Source organism: Aeromonas sp. MR16 (assembly GCF_022549315.1).
Lineage (GTDB): Bacteria > Pseudomonadota > Gammaproteobacteria > Enterobacterales > Aeromonadaceae > Aeromonas > Aeromonas aquatica.
Map to the genome: position 1 here is coordinate 107,760 of NZ_JAKZFK010000013.1, position 9,609 is coordinate 117,368.

Annotated in this window: 7 protein-coding genes, 2 rRNA genes and 1 riboswitch; of the genes, 3 read left to right on the top strand and 6 right to left on the bottom strand. The window is 60.4% G+C overall.

Going from position 1 to position 9,609, the window contains the following annotated elements:
- Positions 1-62 precede the first annotated feature (62 nt).
- Positions 63-153, top strand: a riboswitch (TPP riboswitch).
- Between the two features lie 53 nt (positions 154-206).
- The 3 genes from thiB to thiQ all read left to right on the top strand — a co-directional run bounded on the left by thiB (position 207) and on the right by thiQ (position 3,582).
- On the top strand, positions 207-1,187 hold the full coding sequence (gene thiB / locus MM194_RS11880) for a thiamine ABC transporter substrate binding subunit (protein WP_241343674.1): 981 nt from the start codon (positions 207-209) through the stop codon (positions 1,185-1,187).
- Positions 1,184-2,806, top strand: coding sequence for a thiamine/thiamine pyrophosphate ABC transporter permease (gene thiP / locus MM194_RS11885; protein WP_241343680.1), 1,623 nt, complete (start codon positions 1,184-1,186; stop codon positions 2,804-2,806). Before thiB ends, thiP begins: the two co-directional genes overlap by 4 nt.
- 68 nt (positions 2,807-2,874) lie before the next feature.
- Positions 2,875-3,582: a thiamine ABC transporter ATP-binding protein gene (thiQ, locus tag MM194_RS11890; RefSeq protein WP_241343675.1), complete on the top strand. Its 708-nt coding sequence runs from the start codon at positions 2,875-2,877 to the stop codon at positions 3,580-3,582.
- Between the two features lie 69 nt (positions 3,583-3,651).
- Here the strand turns inward: thiQ and MM194_RS11895 are convergent, their stop codons facing one another.
- The 6 genes from MM194_RS11895 to MM194_RS11920 all read right to left on the bottom strand — a co-directional run.
- Entirely contained in the window at positions 3,652-5,022 is a 1,371-nt protein-coding gene (locus MM194_RS11895; protein WP_033128723.1) for a PhoH family protein, read from the bottom strand.
- A gap of 222 nt (positions 5,023-5,244) precedes the next feature.
- Entirely contained in the window at positions 5,245-5,928 is a 684-nt protein-coding gene (locus MM194_RS11900; protein ID WP_241343676.1) for an NrdJb, read from the bottom strand.
- Between the two features lie 9 nt (positions 5,929-5,937).
- Positions 5,938-8,085 (bottom strand): adenosylcobalamin-dependent ribonucleoside-diphosphate reductase, encoded by a 2,148-nt coding sequence (locus MM194_RS11905; RefSeq protein WP_241343677.1) that lies wholly within the window; start codon positions 8,083-8,085, stop codon positions 5,938-5,940.
- A gap of 210 nt (positions 8,086-8,295) precedes the next feature.
- Positions 8,296-8,748 carry a pullulanase gene (locus tag MM194_RS11910; protein WP_033128720.1) on the bottom strand — a complete coding sequence of 151 codons (453 nt, stop codon included), beginning with the start codon at positions 8,746-8,748 and terminating at the stop codon, positions 8,296-8,298.
- 511 nt (positions 8,749-9,259) lie between these two features.
- Positions 9,260-9,374 (bottom strand): 5S ribosomal RNA (gene rrf, locus MM194_RS11915).
- Positions 9,375-9,501: 127 nt separating this feature from the next.
- Positions 9,502-9,609: ribosomal RNA gene (locus MM194_RS11920) — 23S ribosomal RNA — on the bottom strand; the annotation flags it as partial.

The following is a 9,609-nucleotide window of genomic DNA, read 5'->3' on the forward strand; positions in this document are numbered from 1 at the left end:
CGTATCGGCCGGTGAAATAATTGTGCTGGCCTCCCCCAAAAAACGTTAATACAATGCGATTCGTTTCTCAAACGGGGTGCGGTTTACCGCTGAGATTATACCCGTGAACCTGATCCAGATAATGCTGGCGGAGGAATTTGAGGCATGGCGCTCGTTTTTTGCGCCCTCATCCGCTGGCAGCTCGCAACCCACAGGGAGTGCCATCGATGAAAACCCTTCTGCTGGTCGCCACCAGCCTGCTCAGTGCCCAGGCCTTCGCCGCCGACCCCCTCACCGTCTACACCTACGGCTCCTTCGCCAGCGAATGGGGACCGGGTCCCAAGATCAAGCAGGCCTTCGAGCAGGAGTGTGGTTGCACCCTCAAGCTGGTGGCATTGGAAGACGGGGTCGCCATCCTCAACCGGCTGCGGTTGGAAGGCAAACACAGCCAGGCCGATCTGGTGCTGGGACTGGACGATGCCCTGGTGAGCGAGGCCAAGCAGAGCGGTCTGTTCGCCCCTCATCACACCGATCTGGCCGCCCTCAAGGTGCCGGGTGGCTGGCAGGACGACACCTTCGTCCCCTATGACTACGGCTACTTCGCCTTCGTCTACGACAAGGACAAACTCAAGGCTCCCCCCAAGAGCCTGAAGGAGCTGGTGGAGCGCCCGGATCTCAAGGTGATCTACCAGGATCCGCGCACCTCCACCCCGGGTCAGGGGCTGATGCTGTGGATGAAATCCGTCTATGGTGATCAGGCACCGGCCGCCTGGGCCCAGCTTGCCAAGAAGACGGTCACCGTCACCAAGGGCTGGTCCGAGGCCTACGGCATGTTCCTCGACGGCGAGGCGGACATGGTGCTCTCCTACACCACCTCCCCGGCTTATCACCTGATCGCCGAGAACAAGTCCCAGTACCAGGCCGCCGCCTTCGAGGAGGGCCACTATCGCCAGGTGGAAGTGGCCGCCAAGCTCGCGAGTGCCAAGCAAGACAAGCTGGCGGACCAGTTCCTGCAGTTCATGATAAGCCCCGCCTTCCAGCAGGAGATCCCCGGCGGCAACTGGATGTATCCGGTGACGGACACCCCGCTACCCAAGGGCTTCGAGCAGATGATCACCGTGGCCAAACCGCTGAGCTTTAGCTCCGATGAGGTGGCCGCCAACCGCAAGGGCTGGATCAAGGAATGGCTGCAAGCCGTCACCCAGTGAGCCGTCACGCTGTAAAACCACAGGCTCGTCCTCTCTGGTGGCTGCCGGGTAGCGCAGCCACCGCCGTTATCCTGCTGCTCTCGCTCGGCCCGCTTGTCGCCCTGCTGTGGCAGGCGGGCACGCTGCCGAGCACCCTGCTGGCAGACCCCTACCTGCGCCACGTGCTGGGTTTCAGCCTGGGGCAGGCGCTGCTCTCCACCTTGCTGAGCCTGGGGCTGGCCATTCCGGTGGCGCGGGCCCTGGCGCGGCGCCGTTTTCGTGGCCGCCGGCTGCTGCTCAAATTGTTCGGCCTCTCGCTGGTGCTGCCGGTCATCATCGCCATCTTCGGCATCGTCGCGGTGCACGGCTCCCAGGGCTGGCTGCCCCATGCCCTGCGCAGCCTGGGGCTGGCTCCCGGCAACTACCTGTACGGTCTGTTCGGCATACTGCTGGCCCACGTGTTCTTCAACATGCCGCTGGCGGCGCGCCTCATATTGCAAGGCATAGAGAGCATTCCTGAGTCCTCCTGGCGCCTCGCCAGCCAGCTCGGCATGCGCTCCTCTCATATCTTCCGGCTGCTGGAGTGGCCCATCATCCGTGGCCTGCTGCCCGGATTGGCGAGCCTCATCTTCATGCTCTGCTTCACCAGCTTCACCACAGTGCTGGCGCTGGGCGGCGGCCCCAAGTCCACCACATTGGAGGTGGCGGTCTATCAGGCCCTGCGCTTTGACTTCGATCTCGCCACCGCCGGCGGCCTGGCGCTGGTGCAACTGCTGCTGACCGCAGGTCTCTTGCTGTTGCAACACAAGTTGCAGACCAGCCCGTCCAGTCGCCTCACCAGCCGCCGCCCCTGCCTGCGCCCGGACAGACAGCAGCCGGGCACTCAGTGGGTTGATATCGTGGCCCTCAGTCTCGGCCTCGCCATCTTCCTGCCGCCCCTGCTGGCCATAGTCATCGCCGGTTTCAACCCCGGCCTGCTGACGGCGCTCGGCTCGCCCCAGCTGTGGCGGGCGGGGGGGCAGTCCCTCGGTATAGCACTGGCGGCGGGAAGCCTCGCCACCCTGCTCGGCGCCAGCCTGCTGCTCACCAGCCGCCACTTGAGGGTGCGGGATCGCAAACGGCGAGCGGCGGCCCTGTGGGAGGCCAGCGGCTCCATGATCCTGATGATCCCGGCGGTGGTGTTGAGCACGGGGCTCTTCATCCTGTTTATGCCCTTCACCGATGTCTTTGCCCTCGGGCCCTGGCTGGTGGTGCTGGTCAACGCCCTGATGGCGCTGCCCTATGTGCTGCGCACCCTTTCTGCCCCCATGCAACTGGTGGTGCGCCAGTACGACAGGCTGGCGGACAGCCTGGGGGTACGCGGCCTGCAGCGCCTGCGCCTGGTGGAGTGGCCCCTGCTGCGCCGCCCGCTGGCGCTGGCCATGGCGCTCTCCATGATATTGTCGCTGGGGGATCTCGGCGCTATCGCCATGTTCGGCAGCCAGGAGCTCACCACCTTGCCCTGGTTGCTCTACCAGCAGCTCGGCAGCTACCGGCTGACCGAGGCGGCGGCCACCGCCCTGCTGCTGCTTATCCTCTGTTTCTCCTTGTTCTGGCTGGTGGAGCGGGGTCTGGGTGGGAAAAACCTGGATGCTGGATAGTCGAGTTTGCTGCCATGGCACGGTTTCACATGCGGTCTGTACACCCAGCCATATCACAGGAGTCAAAGATGCTGTTAATTGATGATTTGGCAACCAGTTACCCTGATTGGCGGGTGACCTTCAGCGCCTCTCTGCCGAGGGGGGAGATCACGGCGCTGATCGGCCCAAGCGGGGCCGGCAAATCGACCCTGCTCGGCATGATAGCGGGCTTCGTACCGGTAGAATCGGGAGCCCTGCGCTTCGATGGCATCGATCTATTACCGCTCGGTCCCGCCGAGCGCCCGGTCACCACCCTGTTCCAGGATCACAACCTGTTCCTGCACCTGTCGGTGTTCGACAACATCGCCATCGGCCTGCACCCGGGCCTGCGCCTGAGCCCGGCCCAGCGCGCCCAGGTGAAAGAGGCGGCCATCAAGGTGGGGCTCGGCGACATGCAGGACCGGCTGCCGGAGCAGCTCTCCGGTGGTCAGCAGCAGCGGGTGGGCCTGGCCCGCGCCCTGGTGCGTGGCAAGCCGTTGCTGCTGCTGGACGAGCCCTTCTCGGCACTGGATCCCGCCCTGCGCCGGGAGATGCTGGCGGAAGTCGCCCGCCTCGCCTGCGAGCAGGGCATCACGGTACTGATGGTGTCTCACAATCCCGAGGATGCCCAGCTGATCGCCGATCGGGTGCTGTTCGTGGACGAGGGGCGCATCGCCCTGCAGGGCACGCCCGACATTCTGCAAAACAGCGGTCACCCGGGTCTGCAGCGCTATCTGGGCCACTCGCAAAGCACCTAGCGCCAAGTCACGAGATCAAAAAAGGGAGGCCGGTGGCCTCCCTTTTTCATATGAAGGTATTGCGTGAAATCAGAGGTTTTCCTCGGCGAAGGAGGCGAGCTTGCTGCGCACCACCCCGTTCAGGAAGATGTTGGCACTGCCGTCGAAATCCTTGAAGCGCTCGACGATGTAGGTCAGGCCCGAGGTCACAGGGCTCAGGTAGTTGGAGTCAATCTGGGCCAGGTTGCCGGAGCAGACGATCTTGGTGCCCTCGCCGCAGCGGGTGATGATGGTCTTGATCTGGGACGCGGTCAGGTTCTGGCACTCGTCCAGCAGCACGAAGGTGTTCTGGATGCTGCGCCCGCGCATGAAGTTGACGGATTTGAACTGGATATTGGCCTTCTCCATGATGTAGCTGAGGGACCCGCTCATGTTCTCGTCCTGCTTGTGCAGCACCTCCAGGGTGTCGGTCACCGCCGCCAGCCAGGGCATCATCTTCTCTTCTTCGGTGCCGGGCAGGAAGCCGATGCTCTCGGCGATCTCCGGGGTGTTGCGGGTGACTATCACCTTCTCGTAGATCCCCTTCTCGATCACCAGCTCCAGGGCCGCCGCCATTGCCAGCAGGGTCTTGCCGCAGCCCGCCGGGCCGGTCAGGATCACCAGATCGATGTGCGGATCCAGCAGGGCATCCAGTGCCATGCCCTGATAGATGTTCTTGGGATGCACGCCCCAGGCCTTGCGTGACATCAACCGCTCGCGGCCCAGATCCTTGAGGCGGATCTTGTGGCCATCGTTGCTCAATACCCTGGCGGCGAAGAAGTTCTCCTCGTCAAGCAGGTACTGATTGACGTGCACCCCCTCCAGCAGGTTCGAGTCGATCACGTGGACGGTGTCGCGGCCATGGGTCTCGCTGTCGCACTCGCCGACCCGCTCCCAGAAGCTGCCCGGCACCACTTGGAAGCCCTTGGCCAGCAGCCGGATGTCATCGATCAGCTGGTCGCTGCGATAGTCTTCCACATGCGCCAAACCGGCCCCCTTGGCCTTGAGGCGCATGTTGATGTCCTTGGTCACCAGTACCACCTGGCGTTTCATCTCGTGCTTTTGCAGATAGAGGGCCGCGTTGATGATGCGGTTGTCGGCCTCCTTGTCGGTGAACACCTCGGCATCCTGGGGCAGATGGTGATCACTGAAGATGGAGATATGACCGCTCGCCTCACCCGCCAGCGCCACCCCTTGCACTATCTGCTCAGGGTTGGCGTCACGGAACACGTCTTCCAGCGCACGGATGGCGACCCGCGCATCACGGCTGACGTCTTTCTGACGATCCTTGATGTTGTCGAGCTCTTCCAGCACCGTCATGGGGATGAGCACGTCGTGCTCTTTGAAGGAGTAGATGGCGAGGGGTTCGTGAAGCAGAACGTTGGTATCCAGGATAAACAGCTTTCGGTCCGTATTGTCCATAAGCATCCTCCTTGGCACTGAAGGTGCCACGTGTGTGAATCTCAGATGTCATTGAAACCACACGGCCGTGACAGTTTTATTACCCCTCACGCTACGCCCGATTTTACCAGCGTGCAACAAATCCCTTTGGCTCCCGCCACCGATTGAACAGAAAATAATCAATAGAAAAGACCGGCCCATAGGCCGGTCTTTTCGCACTGCTTATCGGACTAACCACACCTGCTAGCCACACTTCGAGTCGCCGCAGTTGAGGCAGGTCATGCAGCCATCCTTCTGCACCAGCGCCTTGCTGTGGCACTTGTAGCAGAGCGCCGCATTGGCCGGGAAGCCGCTGCCTGCCTGATGGGCGTCAGCCTCCTGTTCGGCCTGCATCTGTGCCTGCTTCTCGGCCAGAAACGCCTGCTGATGCTCATCCAGCCCGGTTGCCTTTAACATGCCTATCTCGGTGAGATGGGTCTCGATCACGTTGCCAATCTCGGCGATAAGCGATGGTACATACTTGCCCTTGTTCCAGTAGCCCCCCTTGGGATCGAACACGGAACGCAGCTCCTCCACCAGGAAGGTGACATCCCCGCCCTTGCGAAACACCGCCGAGATGATGCGGGTCAGCGCCACTATCCACTGATAGTGTTCCAGGCTCTTGGAGTTGATGAAGATCTCGAACGGACGGCGCGTCTCGTGGACGGTCCCCTCGTTGAGAATGATGTCGTTGATGGTGATGAACAGCGAGTGCTCGGAGACATGCTCCGGCGTCTTCAGCTTGTAGGTGGTGCCCATCAAGCGCTCCGGGCGCAGCACCGTCTCGTGCATGTGCACCACGTCATCCTGGGGGGCCAGATCTTCCTGCGGCTCATCCTTGGTACGCACCTTGTAGGCGACGATTTTCCTGTCGATCTTCTTGACCATAATCTGTTCTCAGAATTTACCGTAATAGCCTTCTTTCAAGGCGTCATAGAGGTTGGCGGCGGTGTGCAGCTCGCCATCGTATTCGATCTCTTCGTTCCCCTTCACCGTGATGACGGAGCCATCCTCCAGAGTGAACTCGTACTGAGTGTTCTCCAGATCCTTCTCCTTCACCAGCACCCCCTGGAAGGCCTCGGGGTTGAAGCGGAAGGTGGTACAACCCTTGAGCCCGGAGTCCGAGGCATACATGTAGATGTCCTTGAACTGCTCGAACGGGAAGTCGGTCGGTACGTTGGCCGTCTTGGAGATGGACGAATCTATCCAGCGCTGGGCCGCGGCCTGGATGTCCACGTGCTGGGCCGGACTGATGTCGTCGGCTGTGAGGAAGTAATCCGGCAGACGGCAGGCATCATCTTCGGTGTAAGGCATGGCAGCGGCGTTGATGAGCTCCCGGTAGGCCAGCAGCTCGAAGGAGTAGACATCCACGCTCTCCTTGCTCTTCTTGCCCGCCTTGATGACGTTGCGGCTGTAGTGATGGGCGAAGCTCGGCTCTATGCCGTTGCTGGCGTTGTTGGCCAGCGACAGAGAGATGGTACCGGTCGGCGCTATGCTGCTGTGGTGGGTGAAACGGCCACCGGTTTCGGCCAGCGCGGCCACCAGGGCGGGATCCACCTCGGCCACCTGCTGCATGTAGCGGCTGTAGCGCGCATGCAGCACCTTGCCCTTCACCTTGTCACCCAGCTTGATGCCATCGGCCGCCATCTCGGGGCGCAGCCGCAGCATCTTGCCGGTCACCTCGAACTCCTGCTCCATGATGGGAGCCGGGCCCTTCTCCTTGGCCAGACGCAGGGACTCCTGCCAGCCGGTCATGGCCAGCTCCTGGGAGACCTGCTCGGTGAAGGCGACAGAAGCCGCAGAGCCATATTTTATCTGCAGCATGGTGAGGGCCGAGCCCAGACCAAGGAAGCCCATGCCGTGACGGCGCTTGGCTGTGATCTCCTCGCGCTGCCTGGGTAACGGCAGCTGGTTGATCTCTACCACGTTGTCCAGCATGCGGGTGAAGATGGCCACTACCTTGCGAAACGCCTGCCAGTCGAAGCTGGCCTGCTCGGTGAAGGGGTGACGCACGAACTTGGTCAGATTGACCGACCCCAGCAGGCAGGCGCCGTAGGGGGGCAAGGGCTGCTCGCCACAGGGGTTGGTGGCGCGGATCTCTTCGCAGAACCAGTTGTTGTTCATCTGGTTGACCTTGTCGATCAGGATGAAGCCGGGCTCCGCATAGTCATAAGTGGAGGTCATGATGACGTTCCACAGCTTGCGCGCGGGCAGGGTCTTGTAGACCTTGCAGGCCACCTGCCCAAGCGCGTTGATCACCACCCCTTCCTTGTTCGGCCAGTCGGCCCAGAGCACCTGCTCGGGATCGTCCAGCGCAATGCCATCCTGCTCCACCTCTTTGGCGGTGTAGGGGAAGATGAGTCGCCAGGGAGCATCCTCCTTCACCGCCTTGACGAACTCTTCGGTGATGAGCAGGGAGAGGTTGAACTGGCGCAGGCGACCATCTTCCCGCTTGGCCTGGATGAACTCGATCACGTCGGGATGCCGGATATCCATGGTGCCCATCTGGGCGCCACGGCGACCGCCCGCCGACGAGATGGTGAAACACATCTTGTCGTAGATATCCATGAAGGAGAGCGGGCCCGAGGTATAGGCCCCGGCACCGGAGACGAAGGCACCGCGCGGGCGCAGGGTCGAGAAGTCGTAGCCGATGCCACAACCCGCCTTCAGGGTCAGCCCCGCCTCGTGCACCTTGCCGAGAATGTCATCCATCGAATCTTCGATGGTGCCGGAGACGGTACAGTTAATGGTCGAGGTGGCGGGCTTGTGCTCGAAGGCCCCCGCGTTGGAGGTGATCCGGCCCGCCGGAATGGCGCCATTGCGCAGCGCCCACAGGAAGGGCTCATACCAGGCATCCGGCTCGCGCTCCTGCTCGGCCAAGGCACGGGCCACCCGCTGGTAGGTCTCGTCGATGGTGCTATCGATGGGGGCCCCATCCTTGCTCTTGAGACGATACTTGCTATCCCAGATCTCGAGGGAGGTTTCCTGCATGGGGATGAGGTCGGTGCCGGGATCGGTCTCCAGCACCGAATTGGATTTAGCCATTTTCAAGCCACCTTATGTGAATACATCAGCGTCATGATAGGGATAAAAACACAACTAATAGGTGAATATGAAATACGAAAACACTATATATAGTAGTCTTCATATCATGGGCCGCCGTCCCAAGCTTAAAAAAATGCCCCGGCCAGCAGAGTGCTGGGCCAGGGCTGTTAACCGTTTCATTGTCCGAGGGATTGACCACTCGGGGCAGGATCAGGGCTTCTTGACGTAGACCGTCGGGGTTTCGCCAGCCAGGTTCAGATAGAACTCATAGACCCCGTCTGCTTCCGGCGAGAACTTCATGTCCTCATACTTGGAGCAGGGGTTGACCGGCACCGGCTCGCCGCCCAGCACGGCGACGCCATCGCTCGGGCTCTTGTAGCCGAAGTTGGTGCCGCAACTCCAGCTTGAGTCACCAAATTTGAATTTGTAGGGAGCCCACTCCTTCTTGAGTGTGCCCTTGGCCATGTAGAGCTTATCGGCCACCTTGACCGCCTTGGTCTCATCAGTGGCCATCCAGTCGTTCATCTCCCCACGCAGGTAGATGGACTTGCCGCCGAAATCGCTGTTGTCCGCCCCCGCCTGCTCAGCGCCACCGTTAGCTGCACAACCGCCTAATACCAGGGTTCCCGCCGCCAGCATCATCGTTACTGTTCTTTTGAACATGTGTCCATTCCTCAGATTATTGTGTTTCCTTGGCCCATCGAATGTGGGCAGACGAATTAAAGCAGAGCGGGCCCGCCAAGAAAGGTAGGGGTATCACATTCTGTACTTTTTATATTCAAAACAAGGATAAACGGAGAAATATCGAACAGTTGGATACCGCGGGTAAGAGAGTAACCCTGATCAGGAAGCTTTTATTATATCGACCTGCGCACGTCCGCTTCGGACAGCGGTGATTACCTGACAGGTCACTACCTGCTTAGCCGTGCCCGTTTCAGGCAATAGTGAGCATCAACGAAAGGCATAGCGGCTCAGAAGCGGACATAACGCGGCATAAAATGAGGAAGGAGATGAGCAATAGAGGACGTAACAGGCAGTGTATTTAACTGAATAAGTATAGTTTTACGACGCGGCAGACTAAAAAACAGGCTGCTGATGGACAAACTCTCTACAACCCCCTGAATTCCAGCCAATAAAAAAGCCCGCTCGATTGAGCGGGCTTCTTCAATTGGGTGCCTGGCAGTGTCCTACTCTCGCATGGCGAATGCCACACTACCATCGGCGCTACCGCGTTTCACTTCTGAGTTCGGCATGGGATCAGGTGGTTCCACGGCGCTATGGCCGCCAGGCAAAAAACTTCATCTGGAAAGCTGACGTGTATAACGACTTGGCCTTAATGGCTGTCGCTATCACTGAATTTTTTAAGTAGTTCGCTTGGTATTTGCTACAAGGCCAGAAACACTTCTTGGGTGTTGTATGGTTAAGCCTCACGGGTAATTAGTATGGGTTAGCTCAACACGTCGCCGCGCTTACACACCCCACCTATCAACGTTGTGGTCTCCAACGGCCCTTTAGGACCCTCAA